Raw genomic sequence first — 23,524 nt, forward strand, 5'->3', positions numbered from 1 at the left:
CCGAGCTCCCAGGATATCGCTCCAGCTGGGCGCGGGCGGGTAGCGATTCAGATGCTGCGCAGGCTGCGCACCGGCAGCGGTGCCAGCAGTCCGCGCCCGCCCAGCTCGGCGAGCTCCAGCACGACCGCGGCCATGGTCACGACGGCGCCAGCGTGCTCGAGCAACCGGCGCGCCGCAGCCAGTGTGCCGCCGGTGGCCAGCACGTCGTCGACGATGACCACGCGCCGCGCCGTCAGCTCGATACCGCTGGCCGGAATCTCCAAAACAGCGGTGCCGTATTCCAGGTGGTACTGCTCGGCGAGCACCGGCGGCGGGAGCTTGCCGCCCTTACGGACGGCCAGCACGCCGGTGCCGAGCCGGGTGGCCAGCGCCGCCGCCACCAGGAAGCCACGGGCATCGATGCCCGCCACCAGGTCGGCTCCGGCGGCCGCGTCGGCCAGCGCCTCGCTGACTGCGGCCAGTCCGCGGGCGTCGGCGAAAAGCGGGGTGAGGTCTTTGAATTGTGTTCCCGGCGTAGGGAAATCGGCTACCTCCCGGGTCAAAGACGCGATGAGGTTCTCAACTGGGCCGCCGCGAGCCGTCACCGCACCAGCACCCAGCGGTCCATGTTCCACCCCGCACCCCAACGGGTCGGATTGCTGTTGACGGCATACATCTTCTTCGACGTCACCAGCGTGCGCTGCTGGCGGTACAGCGGCAGCGTCGGCATGTCCGCCCACAGCACCGCGGCACCGTCGCCGAGCAGCCGGGCCAGTTCTACCGGGTCAGCGGAGACCGCCTGAGCGCTGATGATGCCGTCGACTTGACCGTTGTGGTAACCGGACAGGTTGTTGCCGTTGCCGCTGTGCAGGTCGTAGGCGTCGATCGCCGAGGATCCGGTCGATCCGCCGCCGGTGGCGCCTCCGGTACCGGCCAGCAAGGCGTCGATCTGGCCGGCTTTGAGTGTCTGCGGGCCCGCGGAGGGCGAGGTCGCGTCGGAGACCGCGATGCCAGCCGGTGCGCAGGCCTTGGCGATGGCGCCGACGATGGCCGCCAGCCGCGCGTTGGGCGCCCGGTAGCCGATCCGCACGGACAGGGGCGCACCGCCCAACTCGCCGCGGGCGGCCGCGGGATCGGAGCGGATGAACGGCGCGGCCGCCGGGGTTGCGCTCTCGGCCTGACCGAGGGCGTCGTCGGTGGCGGCGTGCAGCCGCGCGTTGGCGATCGGCACACCGGCGTCGCGTGCGATGAGATCGCGCGGCGTGCACAGCGCGAGGGCCCGGCGGGCCCGGGTTTGCGACAGCGGGCCGACCGGGGCAAAGATCAGCTGCTCGATGCCCGCCGAAGCCGAATCGGTGCGCTGGTAGTTGTCCGGTGTGATCAGCGATCCCGACGACCCGGCCGCGACGTCGACGACGTCGACGGACTTGTTGTTGATCCGGTCTTGAATGTCGGCTTCCTGCGGCCGCACCGTGATTCGCTTGGTAACGGGTTTGGTGCCCCACCAGCGGTCGTTGGCGACGAGCACCACGGCGCCACCGTCGAGCAGCGATTCGATCTTGTACGGTCCCGACGACGGGAAGTGTTTCAGGTCGATACCGGGCTTGAGATCCCACGTCGTGTTCCACACCTGCGCGATCCGGTCCACTACCGGCGTGTTGTTCGTCTGCAGCGCGGTGGTCACGTCGACGCCGAGCTCATCGCCGATGACATGCGACGGCATCAGCGAGGTCGCGGTGAACAGTTGGGTGTAGTCGATGACGGTGCGGTCCGGGGCAAACGACACCCGCGCCTTCTTCTGGCCCGGCTGGCAATCGACGTTGGCGATATCGGCGTAGCCGGCGTGGCTGGCGGCGTCGAATCCGGGAAAACGGCCCGACTGCGCGGCCCAGGTCAGCACCAGGTCGTCACAGGTGATGGGCCTGCCGTCGGAATAGACGGCGTTGTCGGCGATCTGGTAGTCGAGCACCAGCGGCGCCCCGCCAACCACCGACACGGTTCCAAAGTCGTGGTCGGCGACGACTTGCCCGTCGGGCCCGTGGTAGCCGAACCCGATGAGGGTGCGGGCGAAAGCCTGCGCCCCGGCCGACGCGGCACCCGCGACGGTGTTGGTGTTGTAGCTCACCAGCGTCCCGTCGACCACATAGTCGATCTGGCCGGAGGCGCTGCCCGAGCACGCCGTCAGCCACCCCGGGCCGGCTGCCACCAGCGTCGCCGCCGCCGACACCGCGGCCGCGCGCCGACACCAGACCGCCATCGGGCTATCGCTTGTTCCGCTTGCCGGTGGGACGTCGCCGGCTGCTTGCGGGGCGCACCGGGCGCGCACCGGGCGCGGGTTTGGCCGGCGCCGGCTTGCTGCGAGCGGGTGCGGCCGCGCCGATGCCCTGCCGCGGCTCCTCGTCCGGCGAAGCCTCCCGGGACTCGGTCGCGGTCTCCGCTTTCTCGGTGTCCCTGACCCGAGCCGGATCGCGGCGCCGTAGCACCCGGCGAGTGTGATTGCGCACCAGTTCGGTGCGCTCCCGAAGGGTGACCAGCAGCGGGGTGGCGAAGAAGATCGACGAGTAGGTCCCGACGAGAATGCCGACCAGCTGCACCAGCGCCAGATCCTTGAGGGTGCCCACGCCGAGCAGCCACACCGCCACCACCAGCAAGGCGATCACCGGCAGCACCGAGATCAGGCTGGTGTTGATCGATCGCATCAGGGTCTGGTTGACCGCCAGGTTGGCCCGCTCGGCGAAGGTGCGCCGGGTGGTGTGCTGGAAGTCGCGGGTGTTCTCCTCGACCTTGTCGAACACGATGACCGTGTCGTACAGCGAGAAACCCAGGATCGTCAGCCACCCGATGACCGTGGCCGGGGTGACCTCGAAGCCGACCAGCGAATACACTCCCGCGGTGACGGTAAGGTCGAAGAACAGGGCGGCCAGCGCCGAGATCGCCATGTAACGCTCGTAGCGCACGGTGATGTACAGCGTCACCAGCACCAAGAACACCACCAGCGCGATCAAGGCCTTCTTGGTGATCTGGCCACCCCAGGTCGACGAAACCGCCGAGTCGCTGATCGCCTGCTTGCTGGGCCGTCCGTCGGCGCCGCGCGGATGAAAAGCGTTGAACAGGGCGTCTTTTAACTTCGCTGTCTGCTGATTGGTCAGCGTTTCGGAGCGGATCTGAACAGTGGCCGAGGCGCCGCTGCCCACGATCACCACCGACTCCGGGTCGCTGCCCAGCGTGCGCCGGAAGACGTCTTCGACCTGGGCAACTTTGGCGTCGCCGCGCGGGAACGACACCTTGGTGCCGCCGGCGAAATCGATGCCGAAGGTAAACCCGCGAATGGCAATGCTGGCCACGGCGATTGCGACGATCGTCGCGCTGATCGCGTACCAGAACCGGCGTCGTCCCACCACCTCGAACGCGCCCGTGCCGGTGTAGAGCCGGGACAAGAACCCGTGGCGTGGCAGCTGGGCGGCGGGGATGCTGTCGACGACGGTGGCGGTGGACTCGGTGAGTTCCACGGCTTCTGTTGCTTTGGAGGCCATTTCGCTATCCCGTCCTAATCGGCCTGTGAATGAGCCAGGGCGCGACGTTCGCGGGCGACCTGCTGGACAGCGCCCAGGCCGTTGTAGGCCGGCTTGGCCAGGGTCACCGACTTGGAGGCCAGGTAAACCAGCGGCCAGGTCACCAGGAACACCACGACGGTGTCAAGGATGGTCGTGAGCCCCAACGTGAAGGCGAACCCCTTGACCTGTCCGATGGCCAGGAAGTACAGCACGGCGGCGGCCAGGAAGGTCACCGCGTTACCCGACAGGATCGTCTTGCGGGCCCGCGCCCAACCGCGAGGCACCGCCGAGCGGAACGTACGACCCTCTCGGATCTCGTCTTTGATGCGTTCGAAGAACACCACGAACGAGTCGGCGGTGGTGCCGATACCGATGATCAGACCCGCGATGCCGGCCAAGTCCAGCGTGTAGTTGATATATCGGCCCAGCAGCACCAAGATCGCGAAAACCATTGTGCCCGAAGCAGTTAGCGACAGCGCAGTGAGCACACCCAAAGCCCGGTAGTACAGCAGCGAGTACACCAGCACCAGGGCCAGCCCGATCGCACCCGCGATGAGGCCCGCTCGCAACGACGTCAAACCGAGTGTGGCCGAGACGGTTTCGGCTTCCGAGGATTCGAAGGACAGCGGCAACGACCCGTATTTGAGCACGTTGGCCAGTTCCCGGGCCTGGCTCTGGGTGAAGTTCCCGGTGATCTGGGTACGGCCGCCCGGGATCGCCTCCCGGATCTGCGGCGCGCTGACCACCTGCGAGTCCAGGGTGAACGCCGTCTGGGTGCCGACGTGGGCGGCGGTGAAGTCCGCCCAGGTGTTGGCCGCCGAGCTCTTGAACTGCAAATCGACGACGTAGCCGCCGCTGTGCTGGTCCAGACCATAGGTGGCGTTTTGGATCTGGTCACCGCTGATGATCGACGGCGCCAGCAGGTAGGCGGTCTTATGGTCGGTCGAGCAGGTCACCAGGGGCAGGTTGGGGTCGTCGTTGCCGGCGAGGATGTCGTCCTGCCCACAGCGGGTGGCCTGGTATTGCAGGGCCAAAAACTGCACGCCCTGGCTGGTGCTCTGCCGCCACTTCTTCTCCTGGGCGATGCGCTCGGCGAGGTCTTTGCGCGGATCTGGGGGACCGGGCTTTTCGGCCGGCGCCGGCGCTGGGCTCGGCGCCGGCGTCGCCGGGGTGGGCGTCGGCTCCTGCGGGTAAGGCCGCGGCTGCGGTGTCGGCTGGCCGGCCGGGGCTCCGGCCGGGGCCGGGCCGGGCCGGGCGGCTCCGGGCGCCTGGCCGGTCTGCTGGTCGGGTGGCGGCGCGGACTCCGCCGGTATCGCGTTGGTCACCGGCCGGATGTACAACCGCGCGGTCTGCCCCAGGTTGCGGGCCTCGTTGCCGTTGTTTCCGGGCACCGTGATGACCAGGTTGTCCCCGTCGACGATGACTTCCGAACCGGAGACGCCCAGCCCGTTGACCCGGGCACTGATGATCTGCTGGGCCTGCGACAGCGCCTCGCGGGTCGGGGCCGAGCCGTCCGGCGTCCGCGCCGTCAGCGTGACCCGGGTACCGCCCTGCAGGTCGATGCCGAGTTTGGGTTCGGCCCGCTTGTTGCCCGTCAGCAACACCAGCAGGTAGACACCGACGAGCAGCATCAGGAACACCGACAGATAACGGGCAGGACGCACCGGCGCCGAAGGCGATGCCACGTTGTCTCCTCACACTCTCGCGCGATCCGCTCCCACGGTGATCACTGCGACTGCACCCCGCAAAGATTACGTGCCGGTGGGCGGACCTCAGTCGTTGGTCAGGCGCTCCGGGTCACCGGTGTCCTGCTCGACGTCGTCGTCGTCGCGGGCGGCCTCCTCTGCTTCGATACGGTCCCGAATCGCCAGCTTCATCCAGGTGGTGACCACGCCCGGCGCGATTTCGAGGTCGACCGTGTCGTCGGTGATCCCGGTGACCGTGGCCTGCAGCCCGGATGTGGTGTGCACCCGGTCGCCGATGCGCAGCGACTCGTGCAAGTCGATGGTGGCTTGCATCGCACGCTTCTGTCGCCGCGACGCGAAGAACATGAACGCTGCCAGCAGGACAAGCAGCGGCACGAAAACGACCAGTTGATTCATGACGGCCAGTCTGCCATCGCGCCCAGCCCTTGACGCGGCGGTGCGGCAGTGGGACAACGGGCGATATGGCCCGCATTGTCGACTCCGACCAGCACCTCTACGAGAGCCGGTCCCTGTGGGCCGACCACATCGATCCGTCCGCCCGCGACGAAGCGCTGAGCCTGGTCGACGACGAACGCGGCTATACCTGGTTGAGCTGGCGAGGCGCTCCCCTGGCGCTGGCCGACGTCCACCTCCCCGGCGACACCGCGTCCTGCGGGGCCCACCGCAACCGCTACCGGGCCGGCAAACCGCCGTCCTATCGCTACGACGAGGTGTTGCCGGCCTCCTACTGGCGCCCCGAGGCTCGCGTTCGCTGGCTCGACGACGTCGGTCTCGACGAAGCCGTCGTGTTTCCGAACTACGGCTTGCTGTGGGAGCGGCGCCTGTCCTCGTCGCTGGCCGCGGTCACCGCGAACATGACGGCGTGGAATCGGTGGTGCGCCGCGGTGCAGGCCGAGGGCCGGGGCCGACTTCACCCGGTCGCTCATCTGACGCTGCGCGACCCGCAGTGGCTAAAGACCGAACTGGCGCGACTCGCCGGGGCCGGGGTCAGGCTGGCCATGATCGGCGCGGGATCGGTCGACGGGCGCGCATTGTCGCATCCCGACCATGACCGGATCTGGTCGGCGTTCGTCGACCATGGCATCACCCCGGTGTTCCACGTCGCCGATCAGGTGCGGGTCTTCGACGATTGCTGGTATCCCGGCGACCAGTCCGGCGATCTGGTCCCCGCGACCGAAGCGGTGTTCCTCTGGGTGCCACCGGCGCTGGCGTTGACCGATTTGATCTTGCACGGCGTGTTCGAGCGCCATCCGCGGCTTCGTTTCGGCGTGGTCGAGCTCAGCTCGGCGTGGGTGCCCCAGTTTTTGTTGCTGCTGGACGGCGCGTCGGACTTCACCACCAGGCTCAACGGCAGGCCGGTGGCGACGCTGTCACGGCGGCCCAGCGAATACTTCCTCGAGCATGTCCGGGTGTCCTCGTTTTCCTACGAGGACCCTAAGCAGCTGACCGACAAGACCGGCGACGTGTTCATGTTCTGCAGCGACTACCCGCACTCCGAGGGGACCGCGACACCGCTCGATGACTACCGCCGGATGGGCTGCGAGGAGCCGGCGATGCCCGGACTGTTTCACGACAACGTCGACACGCTGCTTCATCATTGAGCGGATGGAGCTGACCGAGGCGTTGCGCACCACCGGTGCGATCCGCGACTTCACCGAACAGCCCGTCGACGACGGCGTGCTGGCCCGCGTGCTCGACACGGCCCGGTTTGCGCCCAGCGGCGGCAACGCTCAGGCCTGGCGGGTGGTGGTCGTCCGGGATCCCGCGACACGTCGCCGGCTTGGCGACCTCTACCGGCAGGGCATGACCGAATACGCGGCGATGGCCGCGGCCGGGCTTCGGCCCTGGGCGCCGACCAACGACCGCGACGCGGAGGCCCGTGCCCTGGCGGCCGCTCCCGGCGGCGACGGCACCGCCGCGGGCGGCTTCGCCCAGTGGTTCGACCGGGCGCCGGTGCTGCTGGCGGTGTTCGTCGACCTGTCGTTGCTGGCGGCCATGGACCGCGACGCGGCCCGGTATTCGTTTGCCGGCGGCGCGTCGATCTACCCGTTTACCTGGAACATTCTGCTGGCCGCCCGCGACCAAGGCCTGGGCGGTGTGATCACCACCATCCTGATCCGCGCCGAAGGCGACGTGAAGACGTTGCTGGGCGCGCGCGACCCGCTGGCGCTGGCGGCGGTGATCGCGCTGGGGTACCCGGTCCGCCAGCCGCGTCGGCTCAGCCGCGCCCCGGTCAGCGCCTTCGCCACCGTGGACTCGGTCGACGGCCCGGTGTTCGGGGCTAGCGGCTAGCGAGTGGCTAAGGTAGCGAGCCAAGAACAGCAGGGAGGCATGCAGTGCACAAGTTTGTCCGCCGGTTAGCGGCTGTCGTCGTAATGGGAATGGCGCCCCTGGCTTTGATGACCGTCGCCAGGCCGGCAGTAAGTTCCGCGCAGTGCACGAACGGCCAGTGGTGGGACCCGAAGGCCAACATGTGCCGGCCAGCCGATGCGCCGCTGGCCCTGCAGTGCGACCCGGGCCAGTGGTGGGACCCCACCGGCGACGTCTGCCGACCGCTGGGTGTCGGGCCGCAGCCACTGGACTGCGGAACCGGCCAGTGGTGGGACCCCACGGCCAACGTCTGCCGGCCGCTGGGGATGGCGGCGCAACCGCTGGCATGCGACAACGGCTGGTGGTGGGACCCGACGTCCAACGCCTGCCGGCCACCGCTGGTACCCGCGACCGGGTAGCCCGCGAACCGGGTTCCCGTCGCCGTCGGGCCGCCGCGGATAGGCTCGAACCACCCCGCGACCCGGACCCGCCCGTGAGGAGACCGACGTGCCCGTCCTCAACCAGAGTCGCCGGCTCCTCACCGACATCCCGGGCCCGGCCTCGCGGGAACTGGCCGCGCGTCGGACCGCCGCGGTGGCCCGCGGGGTCGGCAGCGCCATGCCGGTCTATGCGGTGCGCGCAGGCGGCGGCATCGTCGAGGACGTCGACGGCAATCGGCTGATCGACCTCGGCTCGGGGATCGCGGTCACCACGATCGGCAACGCCGCGCCGCGGGTCGTGGAGGCGGTCCGCGCGCAGGTCGCCGAGTTCACCCACACCTGCTTCATGGTCACCCCGTACGAGAACTACGTCGCGGTTGCCGAGCAGCTCAACCGGTTGACCCCGGGCGCGGGCGACAAGCGCTCGGCACTGTTCAACTCCGGCGCCGAGGCCGTCGAGAACGCCATCAAGATCGCCCGCTGCTATACCCGCAAACCGGCGGTGGTGGCGTTCGACCACGCCTATCACGGCCGCACCAACCTGGCGATGGCGCTGACCGCCAAATCCATGCCGTACAAAAGCGGTTTCGGGCCGTTTGCGCCGGAGATCTACCGGGCTCCGCTGTCGTACCCGTTTCGCGACCGCCTGCTCGACGAAAAGCTGGCCACCGACGGCGAGCTGGCCGCCCAGCGTGCGATCCGCTACATCGACCAGCAGGTCGGCGTCGGCAACGTCGCGGCGCTGCTGATCGAACCGATCCAGGGTGAAGGCGGTTTCATCGTCCCGGCCCCGGGATTTCTGCCGACTTTGCGCCTGTGGTGCCAGCGGAACAACGTGGTCTTCATCGCCGACGAGATCCAGACCGGATTCGCGCGCACCGGGGCGATGTTCGCCTGCGAGCACGAGGGCATCGAGCCCGACCTGACCTGTGTCGCCAAGGGCATTGCCGGCGGGCTGCCGCTCTCGGCGGTGACCGGACGCGCCGACGTGATGGACGCCGCCCCTCCCGGCGGCCTGGGCGGCACCTTCGGCGGCAACCCGGTCAGCTGTGCGGCGGCACTGGCCGCCATCGCGACCATCGAGAGCGACGGGCTGGTCGAGCGGGCGCGGCGGATCGGCGGGCTGATGAGCGAGCGGCTGCTGGCGTTGCAGCGCGACGACGACCGCATCGGCGATGTCCGCGGGCGGGGCGCCATGATGGCCATCGAGCTGGTGAAAGCCGGCGGCGCCGACCCGGATCCCGAGCTGACCGAGGCGCTCGCGGCCGCCGCGCGCGCCGCCGGAGTGATCGTGTTGACCGCCGGCACCTTCGACAACGTGGTGCGGCTGCTGCCGCCGCTGACCATCAGCGACGAGCTGCTGACCGAAGCGCTGGACGTCATCGCAGAGCTGCTCGCGAAGCTCTGACCTGTCTTCATGCAATCGGCGCCAGCTCCACCACGCTCCCCGCGATCAGGTCGGCGTCCAACAGCAGCGGCGCTACCCGGCCGGTACCTGCCACTACGGCCGCGCGGGCATTCGGCATGGTGGCGCAGGCAGCCTCGGCCTCGCGCGGCGGCCAGCCCTCATCGTCGTCGCGGGCGGCCAGCATCAGTGTGGGCGCGACGATATCCTGCAGGCGGTCGGCAAGGCTTGGCCGGTGCAGCATCATCGAGCGCATGGCGTGCAGCATCCCACGCCGGTCGGCCATGCGGAATGCGTCGATAACGATGGCCGCTTGATCCGGTTGGGTGGCGACAGCTTCCGGGCCCAACAGGTTGCTCGACAGCGCGCTGCACAGGAACGATGTCGGGCCGGCCAACCGGTACAGGACGACCAGCGGCCATGCCTTGGTCCAGCGAAACCGGGGACCGAGCGCCGGAACCGGGGTGCCGATCGTTGTCAGCGTGCGAATGCGCCGCGGCCGGGTCGCGGCCAGCAGGATCCCAACGTGTCCACCCCATGCGTTGCCGACCCAGTCAACCGGTTCGTCGATGCCGAGCCGGTCCAGGGCTTCCACAGCCGCGTGCGTGCACTCGTCGAAGGTGAAGTCGCGGGTGACGGGGTCGCTTTTACCATGAGACGGCCCGTCGATCGCGATCACGGTGCGATGCCCGGCCAGCGCGTCGAACACCGCGCCCCAGGACCGTGAGTCGACGAACAGGCTGTGCCACAACACCGCGGTGGGCCCTGCGCCACCGCGCCGCACATGAAGACGTCCCAGGCTCGTGCTGACAAATTGGGTATCGGCCATATGACCAACCTCCGTGATTTGCTTCGGAGCCCGAAGTTTCGGCAACCGTAGTATTCTCTGGGCGCATGGCAGAGTCAAGCGATCTGCCGACGGACCGACAGGCAGTTGGCCAATTGCTGGTGCGATTGTTGCGACGCTTTCGCCAGGATTTGGCCGCGCCGCGCGCTGAGCGGGGCTATGGCGACGTCCGCGATCCCCACCTGCAGGTTTTCGGCAACATTCGCACCGGTGGGGTACGTCTGACAGAGCTCGCCGCCCGAGCCCAGCTGAGCCTCGCTGCGACGTCGGAGTTGGTGAACGATCTGGCCGCACTGGGCTATCTGACCCGCCGTCCCGACCCGGCTGACGGACGGGCGAAGCTGATCGATCTGACCGACCGCGGAAGACACTTGATGGCCGACGCCGGTGACCGGGTGGCCGATATCGAGGCGCGGTGGTCGAAGTTGGTGGGAGCCAACGACTTTGCCCACATGTGCGCGACCATGCAGCGGCTGCTCGACGCGCTCGACCCCGACGACGCCCGGCGCTAGTGCCGACACCCTTGGTCGATGACCGGACGAATCAAGCCACCGATGGCGCCGATTCATAACGGCTGCTGCGGTTTGCCAGGTTACGACACCGCACAGTCGGCGCGCCCGAGTCGGGACAACTATCCGGTAATCGATCTCACAACGCTCGCGCATTCCGGAATAAATTTAGCTTTGCTAACGTAGTTTCTTCCGGGCGCAGCGTGGCGCCGGTCAACTTTCCCAAGTCGTACTTGCGAGGTCATGTGATGTCGATTGATACCCGTGAAGAGCAGCTCGAGCGCCGCATCGCCGAATTGGCCGCCAACGATCCGCAGTTCGCCGCCGCCCGGCCGGACCCGGCGGTCGCTGCGGCCCTCGAGCAGCCCGGGCTGCGCCTCCCGCAGGTGATCCAGACCGTGCTGGAGGGTTACGCCGACCGGCCGGCCCTCGGGCAACGCGCGGTCGAGGTGGTCAAAGACCCCACCACGGGCCGCACTTCGGCGCGGCTGCTCCCCCGCTTCGACACGATCACCTATCGCGAACTGACCGACCGCGTCGACGCGTTGGCCAGCGCGTGGGCCCACGAGGCCGTCTCACCCGGTGACCGCGTCGCCATCCTGGGCTTCACCAGCGTCGACTACACCACGATCGACGTGACCCTGGCCCGGATCGGCGCCGTTTCGGTGCCGCTGCAGACCAGCGCGGCCGTCGACCGGCTACGGCCCATCGTCGCCGAGACCGAGCCGAGGGTGATCGCGGCCAGCGTCGCCTACCTGTCCGACGCGGTCGAACTGATCCTGACCGGTCACGCGCCGGCGCGGCTCGTGGTGTTCGACTATCACCGCGAGGTCGACGACCACCGCGAGGCGCTGGATGCCGCCCGTGGCCGACTGGCCGGACATTCGGTGCCCGTGGAGACTCTGGCCGAGGTGCTGGAACGCGGCAGGGCGCTGCCTGCTCCGACGGTCGCCGCCGAAGACGACGACCTGGCGCTGCTGATCTACACCTCCGGCAGCACCGGCACACCCAAGGGCGCGATGTACCCGCAGCGCAACGTCGCCAAGATGTGGCAGCGGTCCAGCCGCAACTGGTTCGGCCCGAGTGCCGCATCGATCACCCTCAACTTCATGCCGATGAGCCACGTCATGGGCCGCGGCATCCTGTACGGAACGCTGGGCAACGGCGGCACCGCCTACTTCGGCGCCACGAGCGACCTGTCGACGCTGCTAGAAGACCTCGCCCTGGTGCGGCCCACCGAATTGAACTTCGTTCCGCGGGTCTGGGACACCCTGCACGCAGAGTTTCTCGCCAGGGTGGACCGGCTGACCGCGGAGGGCGCCGACCGGGCCACCGCCGAAACCCAGGTGATGGACGACCTGCGCGACCACCTGCTCGGCGGGCGAGCCATCTTCGCGATGACGGGCTCGGCGCCGATCTCCGCGGAGCTCAAAGCATGGGTCGAGTCGCTTGTCGGGATTCACCTGCTGGACGGCTACGGCTCCACCGAGGCCGGGATGGTCTTGTATGACGGTGTCGTGCAACGCCCGCCGGTGATCGACTACAAGCTGGCCGACGTGCCCGATCTGGGCTACTTCAGCACCGACCGGCCCTTCCCCCGGGGCGAGCTGCTGCTCAAGACCGAGAACATGTTCCCGGGCTACTACCAGCGCCCGGAGATCACCGCCGACGTGTTCGACGACGACGGCTACTACCGCACCGGCGACGTCGTGGCGGAGGTCGGCCCCGACCGGCTGGTCTACGTCGACCGCCGCAACAACGTGCTCAAGCTTGCGCAAGGCGAGTTCGTCACCGTGGCGAAGCTGGAGGCCGTGTTGGGCAACAGCCCCCTGGTCCGGCAGATCTACGTCTACGGCAACAGCGCCCACCCCTACCTGCTGGCGGTCGTGGTGCCGACCGAAGATGCGCTGGCCCGCCCCGATCGTGACGAGCTGAAGCGCCGCATCGCCGAATCACTGCAGCGCGTCGCCAAAGACGCCGGCCTGCAGTCCTACGAGGTGCCGCGCGACTTCCTCATCGAGACCGAGCCGTTCACGGTGGAGAACGGTCTGCTCACCGGTATCCGCAAGCTGGCGTGGCCCAAGTTGAAGGAGCGCTACGGCGAGCGGCTCGAACGGCTCTACGCCGAGCTGGACCGCAACCAGGCCGACGAGCTCAGCGAGCTGCGCCGCGGCGGCGCCGAGCGTCCGGTGCTGGAAACGGTTACCCGGGCCGCCGGTGCGCTGCTGGGTGCCGCGGTCAGCGAGCTGCAGCCGGATGTCCGCTTCACTGACCTGGGCGGAGACTCGTTGTCGGCGGTGACATTCGGCAGTCTGTTGCGCGAGATCTACGACGTCGACGTGCCGGTGGGGGTAATCGTCAGCCCGGCATCCGACCTGCAGGCCATCGCCGGCTTCATTGCGGCCGCGCTTGCACCGGACGGCTCGAAACGGCCCACGTTTGCCTCGGTGCACGCCGGTCCAGACGAAGGAGCGGCGGTCGAGGTGCACGCCCGGGACCTGACGCTGGACAAGTTCCTCGACGCGCACACACTGGCCACGGCCCCGACCCTGCCCGGCCCGGGCACCGAGGTGCGCACGGTGCTGCTGACCGGCGCGACCGGATTCTTGGGCCGCTACCTGGCGCTGGAGTGGCTGGAGCGGATGAACCTCGTCGACGGCACGGTGATCGCACTGGTGCGCGCCAAAGACGACGCCTCGGCGCGGGAGCGTCTCGACCGGACGTTCGCCGGCGACCCGAAGCTGCGGGCGCACTACCGCGAGCTGGCCGCCGATCATCTGGAGGTGGTCGCCGGCGACAAGTCCGAAGCGAATCTTGGCCTGGATCAACCGACTTGGCAGCGGCTGGCCGATACCGTCGATGTGATCGTCGACCCCGCGGCGCTGGTCAACCATGTGCTGCCGTACCGCGAGCTCTTCGGCCCGAATGTGCTGGGCACCGCCGAGCTGATCCGGCTGGCGTTGACGACGAAGATCAAGCCCTACACCTATGTGTCGACGATCGGGGTGGGCGACCAGATCGAGCCCGCCAGGTTCACCGAGGACGCCGACATCCGGGTGATCAGCCCGACCCGGCGGATCAGCGATGCCTACGCCAACGGCTACGGCAACAGCAAGTGGGCCGGGGAAGTGCTGCTGCGTGAAGCCCATGACCTGTGCGGCCTGCCGGTCACGGTATTCCGCTGCGACATGATCCTGGCCGACACCACGTATGCGGGGCAGCTCAACCTGCCGGACATGTTCACCCGGCTGATGCTGAGCCTGGTGGCCACCGGCATCGCGCCCCGCTCGTTCTACGAGCTCGACGCCGAGGGCAACCGGCAGCGCGCCCACTACGACGGGCTGCCGGTGGAGTTCATCGCCGCGGCGATCTCCACCCTGGGGACGCCGGCCCCCGCCGGCTACCAGACGTACCACGTGATGAACCCGCATGACGACGGCATCGGGCTCGACGAATACGTCGACTGGCTGATCGAGTCCGGCTACCCGATCCAGCGTGTCGACGACTACGCGGACTGGCTGCGCAGGTTCGAGACCGCGATGCGGGCCCTGCCGGATCGGCAGCGTCAGTACTCGCTGCTGCCGCTGCTGCACAACTATCAAAAGCCCGAAAAGCCGATCCGGGGATCGATGGCCCCGACCGATCGGTTCCGGGCCGCGGTGCACGAGAAGAAGATCGGCCCGGACCACGACATTCCGCACGTGACCCGGGAGATCATCGTCAAGTACGCCACCGACCTGCAGTTGCTCGGCTTCCTGTGATGAGAAGCCGGTCGCGCTGGCTTAGCGGGCGGCGCTGACGTGGCGGCGGCGAAAGAAGCTGCCACGCTGCCGCGGCTCGTACTGCTCACCGCCCACCTGGGTGACCGCGTCCGGCGAAACCTCGGGAGCGGCCGAGTACTCCGGCGCCGGCCCGGCCGCGGGCATGTCCGTGGCCGCGGGTGCCGGCTCGACGTCGCGGGCTAACCGCACCACCAGCCGCGCCAGGACACCTCCGCCCAGGAAAACGATCAGCGTCCCCAGGCCGGAGAAGTACGCGATCTCTAGAAGCGCCCGCTTGCCGTCGGTCGACGCCACCGGATGGCCGATATTGCCGATGCGCAGCGCCGGGGCCAGCGCGCCGCCCACCACGAACCAAGCGCCGGCAAAGGTGGCCAGCCAGCCGCCGACCATCGCGGTGGCACGGTTACCGGAACCGACCAGCAGCAGACCTCCCACCAGCGTGGTGACCCCAGGGAATACCTCCAGCCAGCCGCGGGCCGCGGTCCACGTCCAGGCCTGGTCGGGCGTATAGGCGAAGTCGAAGTAGGGCCCGACGAACGGTATCACGCCACCCCAGGCCCCCAGCAGGACAAGCAGCAGGCCGGTGATCGCGCCGCGGCTGCGTGGCATGTGCAGACCATCGTAGCCGTCGACTCCACTGCGTGAGTCTCTCATCGTGTCTCCATCCACCCTTGGGCTCCGGCTGTCCCGGCGCCAGGTGCCCGATGGGTACCCGCATCGGGTGCGGCTGTAACGCCGCCGCCGGCTAGTCGAACAGGCCCGGCTGGGCCCACCCGGAGACCCCCGCCGGCGGCGTCATTCCCAGATGAGTCCAGGCCAGCGGGGTCGCGACCCGGCCGCGCGGGGTGCGCGCGATCATGCCGGCCCGCACCAGGAACGGCTCACAGACCTCCTCGACGGTGGTGGCCTCCTCCCCGACCGCCACCGCCAGCGTCGACACCCCGACCGGGCCGCCGCCGAAGCTGCGGGTCAGCGCCGACAGCACTGCGCGATCGAGCCGGTCCAGGCCGAGCTCGTCGACGTCGTAGACCTCCAGCGCGGACTTGGCGACGTGACGGTTGATCACCCCGTCGGCGCGCACCTCGGCGAAGTCGCGCACCCGCCGCAGCAGCCGGTTGGCGATCCGCGGTGTCCCCCGCGAGCGCAGCGCGATCTCCGCGGCGGCGTCGGCGCCGAGCTCGATACCCAAGATCCCGGCCGAACGCGCCAGCACCTGCTCGAGCTCGGCGGGCTCGTAGAAGTCCATGTGAGCGGTGAAGCCGAAACGATCGCGCAGCGGGCCGGTCAGCGCGCCGGACCGGGTGGTCGCGCCCACCAGCGTGAACGGGGCGACTTCCAGCGGAATCGACGTCGCGCCCGGGCCTTTGCCGACGACGACGTCGACCCGGAAATCCTCCATCGCCAGATACAGCATCTCCTCGGCGGGCCGGGCGATGCGGTGGATCTCGTCGATGAACAGCACGTCGTGCTCGACGAGATTGGACAGCATCGCGGCCAGATCCCCGGCCCGCTCCAGCGCCGGACCCGACGTCACCCGCAGCGACGACCCGAGCTCGGCGGCGATGATCATCGCCAGCGACGTCTTGCCCAGACCGGGCGGTCCGGACAGCAGGATGTGATCCGGTGTGCCGCCGCGGTTCTTGGCGCCCTCGATGACCAGCTGCAGCTGTTCGCGCACCCGCGGCTGGCCGATGAACTCGGCCAGCGTACGCGGCCGCAGGCTGGCGTCGACGTCGCCCTCGCCGACGGTCAGCGTCGGCGAGACGTCCCGCTCGGCGGGCTCCACGGGCAAATCGTCGAATCGGCTCATGTCGTCTTGCCTAACAACGACAGGGCGGCACGCAGCGCGCTGGCCGTGGTGGCGCCGCCGTCGGCGGCCAGCGCCGCGTCGGTGGCATCCTCCGCTTGCTTGACCGCAAACCCAAGGCCGACAAGGGCTTCCACCACGGGTCCTCGCACCGCATGACCGTTGACCGATGCGCTCGGCGCTGCGGCCGGCCCGATCTTGTCGCGCAGCTCGAGCACCATCCGCTCGGCGCCGCGCTTGCCGATGCCCGGCACCCTGGTCAACGCGGCGACGTCGCCGTCGGCCAGCACCTGACGCAGCGCCGCGGCGTCATACACAGCCAGGGTGGCCAGGGCGATCTTCGGCCCGACCCCGGAGACCCCCAACAACGTCAGGAACAGGTCGCGGGTCTCGCTGTCGGGAAAACCGTAGAGCGTCATCGAATCCTCGCGCACGATCATCGCGGTGATCAGCCGGGCTTCGCTGCCGCGTCGCAGCGTCGCCAGCGTCGACGGCGTCGCGTTGATCCGGTAGCCGACCCCGGCCGCCTCGATCACCGCGTGGTCGAGCGCCACCTCGAGAACCTCACCGCGCACCGACGCGATCACCGGGCGGCCCTCACCTTCGCGGCGAACTTCTTGCGGTGCTCGGCCGCCTTGAGCTCAGCGGCCGCCATCCGGGCGATCATCGGCGCGCGCCAGCAATGGCAGATCGCCAGCGCTAGTGCGTCTGCGGCGTCCGGCGGTGTCGGTTTAGCTTGCAGCGCAAGGATTTTGGTCACCATCGTGGTCACCTGATCCTTACTGGCGCTGCCGTTTCCGGTCACGGCGGCCTTGACCTCGCTGGGGGTGTGGAAATGAACGTCGATCCCGCGCTTGGCCGCCGCCAACGCGATCACCCCGCCGGACTGCGCGGTGCCCATCACCGTCGAGACGTTCTGTTGGGAGAACACCCGCTCGATCGCGATGACGTCGGGATGATGAGTGTCCAGCCAGTGCTCGACGATGTCGCTGATGGTGAGCAACCGCCGCGGCAACGGCTCGTCGGCAGGGGTGCGCACCACGTCAACGTCCAGGGCGATCACCTGTCTGCCCAGTCCGCTCTGCACCACCGACAGACCGCAGCGGGTCAATCCGGGGTCGACTCCCATTACGCGCACCGCATGCTCCCTCGACACCGAACGGCTGTTCGATAACCCTAACGGCTGGAGCCGACATCTCCGGGCAGCGACACAGCGCGCGGCCCGCGGCTGTCAGGCCTCGATCTGGGCCAGTATCTCGTCGGGGATATCGGCGTTGGTGTAGACGTTCTGCACGTCGTCGCTGTCTTCGAGCGCGTCGACGAGTTTCATGACCTTGCGCGCAGCCTCGGCATCGAGCGGAACCGTGACCGACGGCTGGAACCCGGCTTCCGCGGAGTCGTAGTCGATTCCGGCGTGCTGCAAGGCGGTGCGCACGGCCACCAGGTCACCGGGTTCGGTGATGATCTCGAAGCTGTCCCCAAGGTCGTTGACGTCCTCCGCGCCGGCGTCCAGCACGGCCGCCAGCACATCGTCCTCGGTCAGGCCGTCCTTCTCCAGCGTGACGACCCCTTTGCGGGCGAACAGGTAGGACACCGACCCAGGGTCGGCCATGGTGCCGCCGTTGCGGGTCATCGCGACCCGCACCTCGCTGGCGGCGCGGTTGCGGTTGTCGGTGAGGCATTCGATGAGGATGGCTACCCCGTGGGGACCATAGCCCTCGTAGGTGATGGTTTGCCAGTCGGCGCCACCGGCTTCCTCGCCGGCACCGCGCTTGCGGGCCCGCTCGATGTTCTCGTTGGGAACCGAGCTCTTTTTGGCCTTCTGGATCGCGTCATACAGCGTGGGATTGCCCGCCGGATCACCACCCCCGACCCGCGCGGCGACCTCGATGTTCTTGATCAGCCGGGCGAACATCTTGCCGCGCCGGGCGTCGACGATGGCTTTCTTGTGCTTGGTGGTGGCCCATTTGGAGTGGCCGCTCATCCGCTACCTCTTGTACGTGCTCTGCCGAAGTTCGCCAGACGAGTCTACGTGGGCTCCGGCCGGCGCGAGCTCACGAGCGCCCGTTGACGATGTCGACGAACATGCGGTGGATGCGCCGATCGCCGGTCATTTCGGGATGAAACGCCGTCGCCAGCATCGGACCCTGCCGGACCGCGACGATATGTCCGGCCGCCCGGGCCAACACCTGCACGTCGGCGCCGACCCGCTCCACCCAGGGCGCACGGATGAACACCGCGTGCACCGCACCGTGCAGGCCCGCAAACTCCAGATCCCCCTCGAACGAGTCGACTTGGCGGCCAAAAGCATTGCGGCGCACCGTCATATCGATAGCCCGCAAGGGAACGGCTTCCCGGCCGTTCGCCCCGGCGTCCAGGATCTCGGTGGCCAGCAGGATCATCCCGGCACAGGCGCCGTAAGCCGGCAACCCGCCCGCGAGGCGCGCCCGCAACGGTTGGAGCAGGTCGAGGTCGCGCAGCAGATGGCTCATCGTGGTGGATTCCCCGCCGGGGATCACCAGCCCGTCCACCGCATCCAGTTCGCTGCGGCGGCGCACCGGGATCGGGTCGGCGCCGGCTTCGCGCAGCGCCGCGAGGTGCTCGCGGGTATCGCCCTGCAGCGCCAGGACCCCGACCCGTGGCGGGCTCATAGCGCGGCACGCAAGTCGCGCTTGTAGCGGGTCAGCCCCTCCTGCATCACCGCCGCGACCATCTCGCCGTATTGGTTGAAGATCTTGCCCTGGGTCAGCGACCGCCCCCCGCAGGCCGACGGTGAGGACTGGTCGTAGAGCAGCCATTCGTCGGCCCGGAACGGGCGCATGAACCACATCGCGTGGTCCAGCGACGCGACCTGCAGGTGGTGTCGCTCGTCGAGGTGGTTGACCTGCGCCGAGCCCAGCAGCGTGAGGTCGCTCATGTAGGCCAGCGCGCAGATGTGCAGCACCGGGTCGTCGGGCAGCGGGTCACGGTGGCGAAACCACACCTGCTGCTGCGCCGCCAGCCCGGGCAGGCGCCGCAGCTGCTCCCGGGGCACGATGCGCACGTCCCACTCGTCGAACTGCCGAAATCCCGCGTCGTCGAACACCTTGACCGAGGCCAGCCCCGGCAGGTCATCCGGTGGCGGTGCGGACGGCATCACGTCTTGATGCTCGATGCCGCTTTGGTCGGTTTGAAACGACGCCGACATGGAAAAGATCGTCTCCCCATGCTGGATCGCGTTAACACGCCTGGTGCAAAACGAGCCGCCGTCACGGATGCGTTCGACGAGAAAAACGGTGGGCGCCTTGGCGTCTCCCGGGCGCAGAAAGTAACCGTGCAGGGAATGCACCAGGTAGTGGGGGTCGACGGTGCGCACGGCCGACACCAGCGACTGGCCCGCGACATGGCCACCGAAGGTGCGCTGCCAGTTGCCCGATTCCGGGCTGAACACGCGGCCGCGGTAGATGTTGACCTCGAGTTGTTCGAGATCAAGGATCTGCTCGATCGACACGAAACGTTCTTACCAGCCGCGTTGGGCCAGGCGGTGCGGCGCGGCGATCTCCTCGGAGTTGATGCCCACCATCGGCTCGCCGAGCCCGCGCGACACCCTCGCCAGCACGTCGGGGTCGTCGTAGAACGTGGTGGCCTTGACGATCGCTGCGGCCCGCTGGGCCGGGTCGCCGGACTTGAAGATGCCCGAGCCCACGAACACGCCCTCAGCGCCGAGCTGCATCATCATCGCGGCGTCGGCCGGGGTGGCGATCCCGCCGGCGCAAAACAGCGTGACCGGCAGCTTGCCGGCCCGGGCCACCTCGACAACCAGCTCGTAGGGTGCCTGCAATTCCTTTGCGGCCGTGTACAACTCGTCGTCAGTAAGCGACGTCAGCCGCCGGATTTCGCCGGTGATCGCACGCATGTGGGTGGTCGCGTTGGACACGTCGCCGGTGCCGGCTTCGCCCTTGGAGCGGATCATCGCCGCACCTTCGGTGATGCGGCGCAGCGCCTCACCAAGATTGGTCGCCCCGCACACGAACGGCACGGTGAACTTCCACTTGTCGATGTGGTGGGTGTAGTCGGCCGGGGTGAGCACCTCGGATTCGTCGATGTAGTCCACGCCCAGGCTCTGCAGAATCTGGGCTTCCACGAAATGGCCGATGCGGGCTTTGGCCATCACCGGGATCGTGACCGCGGACATGATGCTTTCGATCATGTCGGGATCACTCATCCGCGACACGCCGCCCTGAGCGCGGATGTCGGCAGGAACCCGCTCCAGCGCCATGACCGCCACGGCGCCGGCCCCTTCGGCGATGCGGGCCTGCTCCGGGGTGACGACGTCCATGATCACGCCACCCTTGAGCATCTCGGCCATGCCGCGCTTGACGCGCGCGGTTCCCGTCTGCCCGCGCCCGTTCGACGAACCGGCGGTGTCCACTGCTGGTCTCCTTTTGGCTGGTTAGCAGCCAGTCTAGTAATGGGCGTCCAGCCCGTTTTCAGCCGCGTTGACGCCGCGGGATTTTCGCGGATTCCGCCCAGCCGAGTCGGGATGGGGTGCTAGACAATTCCCTGTTTGGCCATATGGTGGCTGTCCAACGCTGGTACGGCAGCGGTTGTGGTCGTTGAGGAGGGGTTTGGGTGTTGCCGGATTTCGTGGTGTTGCCACCGGAGGTCAATTCGGCGCGCATGTATGCCGGGCCGGGGTCGGGCTCGATGTGGGCCGCGGCTGCGGCATGGGATGAGTTGGCTGCGGACTTGCGTTCTGCAGCAACGTCGTTCCAGGCGGTGACGTCGGGCCTGACCGGCGGGGCTTGGCAGGGTCCGGCGTCGGTGTCGATGGCAGCGGCAGCCGTTCCGTATGGAGGGTGGTTGACCGCCGCGGCGGCTCACGCCGAGCTGGCGGCTGAGCAGGTCAGGGCAGCGGCCGCGGCGTTTGAGACGGCGCTGGGCGCCACCGTGCCGCCGGGCCTGGTCGCGGCCAACCGGACCCGGCTGATGGCATTGGTCACGACCAACTTCTTGGGTCACAACGCCCCGGCGATCGCGGCGACCGAAGCGGAGTATGCCGAGATGTGGGCCCAAGATGTGGCGGCGATGTCGGGCTATGACGCCAGGGCGCTGGCGGCGACCTTGCAATTGGAGCCATTCGGCGAGCCGCCCGCCAGCCTGGCCGGGACGGCCGCTGGGTCCGCCTCAACCTCGGCGGCGCCCGGGACGCAGTCGGGTCTGTCGGCGGGTGCGCAGTCGCTGTCGGCAATTCCCCGATCGCTGGACTTGTCCTCGCCGCCCACCCCGGGGACGTCACCGCTGAACATGGTGTCGACGCCCGCGCAGCTAACGATGTCTCCGATGAGCACGCTCATGGGTCAACTGATGACGGGCGCCAACCCGCTAACCAATGGTTCGGCCGGGGCCGTGTCGGCAATGGGTCCGGTTGCGGGCAGCGAGGTTGCTCCGAGAATGGGCGCGCCGAGCCCGCCTGGGCTGGGCGCGCCGGCGGTGTCGGCAGCTTTGGGCCGGGCGGGCTCCGTCGGGGCGTTGTCGGTGCCGGCGAGTTGGGGCACGACCGCGCCGGCCACTTCGCCGGCCCCCGCGGTCACCGTGGTACCGGGCGCCGGTGCGAGCCAGGGGTCCGCCGGCATGCCGGCGATGCCCTTCAGGCCGCCGGCGGGCACCCCCGCACGCGCGGCGGTGGGGGCAACTCCACCGGTCACGCCACCTCGCACAACGGTGGTGCCGCGCACGGTGGTGGGCTAGTCGGAGGCAGAGATCGCGATGTCTTTCGTGGTGACGACGCCGGAGATGCTGGCTGGTGCTACCGGTGACCTACAGGAGATCGGCACTGCGATAAGCGCCGCAAACGCGGCCGCCGCCGCTGGGACAACGGGTGTGTTGGCGCCTGCGGCCGATTCGGTGTCGGCGCGCACCGCGGCAGTTTTCGCCGGATATGCCCGGCAGTATCAGGCCCTCAGCGCACAAGCCGCGGCGTTTCATAGCCAGTTCGTCCAAGCGTTGAACGCCGCCGGCCACTCCTATGCGGACACCGAGACAGCCAATACCGCGGCCCAGCTGGCCGGCTCGTGGCAGCACAGCGCCAGCCCGCTCGCCGGCCACGTGGCCGGCAGCAACGCTGGCGTCGGGAACCTCACCAACGGGAACTATGGCAGCGCAAACGTCGGCCTGCTCAACTCGGGCGCGGCAAACCTCGGTTCGGCCAGCAAGGTCAATGCGGCGCTCGCACCGACGTTGTCGCGCACCGGCACTGCGCTGATCATGGGCGGCACCGGAAATCCCCAACCCGACCCTGGCTACGTTGCCGCCATAAATCAGCTCTACATCGCACCCAGATACCCCGGCTACAGCCCGGTGGGACTTTACACACCCGAGCAGTTTTGGCCCGTCACCGGTCTCACCAGCCAGACGTTCGGCCAGTCGGTGAATCAGGGTGTGCCGCTGCTGAACAACGCGATCATGACCCAAACCGCCGGCGGCAACCATGTCGTCGTCGTGGGTTACTCGCAGAGCGCCACGGTGGCCACTTTGGAAATGCGCCATCTCAATGCGTTGCCGGCCAGTGCACGGCCAAGTCCAGACCAGCTCTCGTTCGTGTTGCTGGGCGATCCGAACAATCCCAACGGCGGAATCCTCGAACGCTTCCACGGCTTGTACATCCCCGGCCTGGATGTGCCCTTCAATGGCGCGACCCCGCCAAACACCCCCTATCCCACCGCGATTTACACGATCCAGTACGACGGCTGGGCCGACTTCCCAAAGTACCCAATCAATCTCGTCGCCGACGCCAACGCCGTTGCAGGCATCTATTACCTGCACCCCACGTATCCGGATCTCACTGCCGCACAGCTTGCTACGGCTGTGCAGCAGCCGGTGTCCGCGGGCTACACCGGTGCCACCACCTATTACCTGATCCCGACGCAGAATCTGCCGCTGCTGGAGCCGCTGCGCCAGGTCCCCGGCGTGGGGAATCCGCTGGCCGACCTCATCCAGCCCGACCTGCGGGTGATTGTCGAGCTGGGCTATGACCGGGCCGGCTACGCGAATGTTCCCACCCCGGCCCGATTGTTTCCGAACATCGACCTGTTCGCCGTTGCCGGCGATTTGAGCCAGGGCACAGTGCAAGGCGTGCATGACGGACTGGCCGCTGCGGGGGTGCGCCCCGGATAGCAGCCGTTTGTTGTCCGCGAGCTCTAACAG

General features: G+C 68.5%; 22 protein-coding genes. 8 read left to right on the top strand and 14 right to left on the bottom strand.

Translation table 11 applies throughout. From position 1 onward, the window contains the following. Nucleotides 1–47: 47 nt before the first annotated feature. The 5 genes from MHEC_RS15005 to yajC all read right to left on the bottom strand — a co-directional run bounded on the left by MHEC_RS15005 (nucleotide 48) and on the right by yajC (nucleotide 5,635). Nucleotides 48–584 (bottom strand): adenine phosphoribosyltransferase, encoded by a 537-nt coding sequence (locus MHEC_RS15005; protein ID WP_048892233.1) that lies wholly within the window; start codon nucleotides 582–584, stop codon nucleotides 48–50. Next, a complete protein-coding gene (locus tag MHEC_RS15010) occupies nucleotides 581–2,236 on the bottom strand; it encodes an ABC transporter substrate-binding protein (protein WP_048892183.1) in 1,656 nt (551 codons plus the stop codon). The genes MHEC_RS15005 and MHEC_RS15010 overlap by 4 nt, the downstream gene beginning before the upstream one ends. Before the next feature lie 4 nt (nucleotides 2,237–2,240). After that, the gene (gene secF, locus MHEC_RS15015) at nucleotides 2,241–3,512 is read right to left on the bottom strand and encodes a protein translocase subunit SecF (protein WP_048892184.1); all 1,272 of its coding nucleotides are present in this window, start codon (nucleotides 3,510–3,512) and stop codon (nucleotides 2,241–2,243) included. A 14-nt stretch (nucleotides 3,513–3,526) separates the two neighbouring features. Next, the gene (gene secD / locus MHEC_RS15020) at nucleotides 3,527–5,218 is read right to left on the bottom strand and encodes a protein translocase subunit SecD (RefSeq protein ID WP_048892185.1); all 1,692 of its coding nucleotides are present in this window, start codon (nucleotides 5,216–5,218) and stop codon (nucleotides 3,527–3,529) included. An 87-nt stretch (nucleotides 5,219–5,305) separates the two neighbouring features. After that, nucleotides 5,306–5,635, bottom strand: a complete 330-nt coding sequence (yajC, locus tag MHEC_RS15025; protein WP_048892186.1) for a preprotein translocase subunit YajC — start codon at nucleotides 5,633–5,635, stop codon at nucleotides 5,306–5,308. A 65-nt stretch (nucleotides 5,636–5,700) separates the two neighbouring features. Between yajC and MHEC_RS15030 the strand changes: the two genes are divergently transcribed. The 4 genes from MHEC_RS15030 to gabT all read left to right on the top strand — a co-directional run bounded on the left by MHEC_RS15030 (nucleotide 5,701) and on the right by gabT (nucleotide 9,397). Then, nucleotides 5,701–6,840, top strand: a complete 1,140-nt coding sequence (locus MHEC_RS15030; RefSeq protein WP_048892187.1) for an amidohydrolase family protein — start codon at nucleotides 5,701–5,703, stop codon at nucleotides 6,838–6,840. Nucleotides 6,841–6,844: 4 nt separating this feature from the next. Then, a complete protein-coding gene (locus MHEC_RS15035) occupies nucleotides 6,845–7,531 on the top strand; it encodes a nitroreductase family protein (RefSeq protein ID WP_048892188.1) in 687 nt (228 codons plus the stop codon). 44 nt (nucleotides 7,532–7,575) lie between these two features. Then, nucleotides 7,576–7,968, top strand: coding sequence for a hypothetical protein (locus MHEC_RS15040; RefSeq protein ID WP_099869218.1), 393 nt, complete (start codon nucleotides 7,576–7,578; stop codon nucleotides 7,966–7,968). An 88-nt stretch (nucleotides 7,969–8,056) separates the two neighbouring features. Next, nucleotides 8,057–9,397 carry a 4-aminobutyrate--2-oxoglutarate transaminase gene (gabT, locus tag MHEC_RS15045; RefSeq protein ID WP_048892190.1) on the top strand — a complete coding sequence of 447 codons (1,341 nt, stop codon included), beginning with the start codon at nucleotides 8,057–8,059 and terminating at the stop codon, nucleotides 9,395–9,397. A gap of 7 nt (nucleotides 9,398–9,404) precedes the next feature. On the opposite strand, the gene MHEC_RS15050 is transcribed toward gabT, so the two are convergent. Further along, nucleotides 9,405–10,223, bottom strand: a complete 819-nt coding sequence (locus tag MHEC_RS15050; RefSeq protein ID WP_048892191.1) for an alpha/beta fold hydrolase — start codon at nucleotides 10,221–10,223, stop codon at nucleotides 9,405–9,407. A 65-nt stretch (nucleotides 10,224–10,288) separates the two neighbouring features. On the opposite strand from MHEC_RS15050, the gene MHEC_RS15055 reads away from it, so the two are divergent. Continuing rightward, nucleotides 10,289–10,753, top strand: a complete 465-nt coding sequence (locus MHEC_RS15055) for a MarR family winged helix-turn-helix transcriptional regulator (protein WP_048892192.1) — start codon at nucleotides 10,289–10,291, stop codon at nucleotides 10,751–10,753. 245 nt (nucleotides 10,754–10,998) lie between these two features. Further along, entirely contained in the window at nucleotides 10,999–14,511 is a 3,513-nt protein-coding gene (car, locus tag MHEC_RS15060) for a carboxylic acid reductase (RefSeq protein ID WP_048892193.1), read from the top strand. 21 nt (nucleotides 14,512–14,532) lie between these two features. Here the strand turns inward: car and MHEC_RS15065 are convergent, their stop codons facing one another. The 8 genes from MHEC_RS15065 to pdxS all read right to left on the bottom strand — a co-directional run bounded on the left by MHEC_RS15065 (nucleotide 14,533) and on the right by pdxS (nucleotide 20,687). Further along, the gene (locus tag MHEC_RS15065) at nucleotides 14,533–15,186 is read right to left on the bottom strand and encodes a hypothetical protein (RefSeq protein WP_048892194.1); all 654 of its coding nucleotides are present in this window, start codon (nucleotides 15,184–15,186) and stop codon (nucleotides 14,533–14,535) included. A 91-nt stretch (nucleotides 15,187–15,277) separates the two neighbouring features. After that, nucleotides 15,278–16,342, bottom strand: coding sequence for a Holliday junction branch migration DNA helicase RuvB (gene ruvB / locus MHEC_RS15070; protein ID WP_048892195.1), 1,065 nt, complete (start codon nucleotides 16,340–16,342; stop codon nucleotides 15,278–15,280). Continuing rightward, nucleotides 16,339–16,926, bottom strand: a complete 588-nt coding sequence (gene ruvA / locus MHEC_RS15075; RefSeq protein WP_048892196.1) for a Holliday junction branch migration protein RuvA — start codon at nucleotides 16,924–16,926, stop codon at nucleotides 16,339–16,341. Before ruvA ends, ruvB begins: the two co-directional genes overlap by 4 nt. Beyond that, the gene (gene ruvC, locus MHEC_RS15080; RefSeq protein WP_048892197.1) at nucleotides 16,923–17,477 is read right to left on the bottom strand and encodes a crossover junction endodeoxyribonuclease RuvC; all 555 of its coding nucleotides are present in this window, start codon (nucleotides 17,475–17,477) and stop codon (nucleotides 16,923–16,925) included. Before ruvC ends, ruvA begins: the two co-directional genes overlap by 4 nt. Nucleotides 17,478–17,570: 93 nt before the next feature. After that, entirely contained in the window at nucleotides 17,571–18,323 is a 753-nt protein-coding gene (locus tag MHEC_RS15085; protein WP_048892198.1) for a YebC/PmpR family DNA-binding transcriptional regulator, read from the bottom strand. Between the two features lie 70 nt (nucleotides 18,324–18,393). Continuing rightward, on the bottom strand, nucleotides 18,394–18,990 hold the full coding sequence (gene pdxT / locus MHEC_RS15090) for a pyridoxal 5'-phosphate synthase glutaminase subunit PdxT (protein WP_048892199.1): 597 nt from the start codon (nucleotides 18,988–18,990) through the stop codon (nucleotides 18,394–18,396). Further along, complete coding sequence (gene tesB, locus MHEC_RS15095; RefSeq protein ID WP_048892200.1) at nucleotides 18,987–19,829, bottom strand: acyl-CoA thioesterase II; 843 nt, start codon at nucleotides 19,827–19,829, stop codon at nucleotides 18,987–18,989. The genes pdxT and tesB overlap by 4 nt, the downstream gene beginning before the upstream one ends. A 9-nt stretch (nucleotides 19,830–19,838) precedes the next feature. Continuing rightward, nucleotides 19,839–20,687 carry a pyridoxal 5'-phosphate synthase lyase subunit PdxS gene (gene pdxS / locus MHEC_RS15100; RefSeq protein ID WP_235434832.1) on the bottom strand — a complete coding sequence of 283 codons (849 nt, stop codon included), beginning with the start codon at nucleotides 20,685–20,687 and terminating at the stop codon, nucleotides 19,839–19,841. Nucleotides 20,688–20,998: 311 nt separating this feature from the next. Here pdxS and MHEC_RS15105 point away from each other — a divergent pair, with 311 nt between their 5' ends. Together MHEC_RS15105 and MHEC_RS24870 are read left to right on the top strand one after the other, a co-directional pair. Beyond that, complete coding sequence (locus MHEC_RS15105) at nucleotides 20,999–22,069, top strand: PPE family protein (protein WP_276000041.1); 1,071 nt, start codon at nucleotides 20,999–21,001, stop codon at nucleotides 22,067–22,069. Between the two features lie 18 nt (nucleotides 22,070–22,087). Continuing rightward, nucleotides 22,088–23,494, top strand: a complete 1,407-nt coding sequence (locus MHEC_RS24870) for a PE-PPE domain-containing protein (RefSeq protein ID WP_048892203.1) — start codon at nucleotides 22,088–22,090, stop codon at nucleotides 23,492–23,494. The last annotated feature ends 30 nt before the right edge of the window (nucleotides 23,495–23,524 follow it).

This window comes from Mycobacterium heckeshornense, from assembly GCF_016592155.1.
Lineage (GTDB): Bacteria > Actinomycetota > Actinomycetes > Mycobacteriales > Mycobacteriaceae > Mycobacterium > Mycobacterium heckeshornense.